The following is a 242-nucleotide window of genomic DNA, read 5'->3' on the forward strand; positions in this document are numbered from 1 at the left end:
GGCCGAGACGCTGTGCAGGCTCGCCAACGGGCCGAACATCGCCGACAACACAGCGAATATTCCATCGCCCTACACCCTGGAAACGGCGCAGGCTTTTATCAATGGAATGCAGGAGAAATACCGTGACGGCGAGCTGTTGAGCCTGGGCATGCAGGTGCGTGAAAGCAGCGAGCTGGCCGGCATTGTCAGCCTGCGTCTAAACGCCCGCCACAATTATGGGCACCTGGGTGGTTGGGTGGCGG

1 protein-coding gene is annotated in these 242 nt (G+C 60.7%); it reads left to right on the plus strand.

What is annotated here, in order from left to right; translation table 11 throughout:
- Window positions 1-242 (plus strand): hypothetical protein (locus AC0L3B_RS40160; RefSeq protein ID WP_473383568.1); only part of this gene is annotated, 242 nt, incomplete at both ends.

It is taken from the genome of Bradyrhizobium sp. Kon56 (assembly GCF_055807635.1).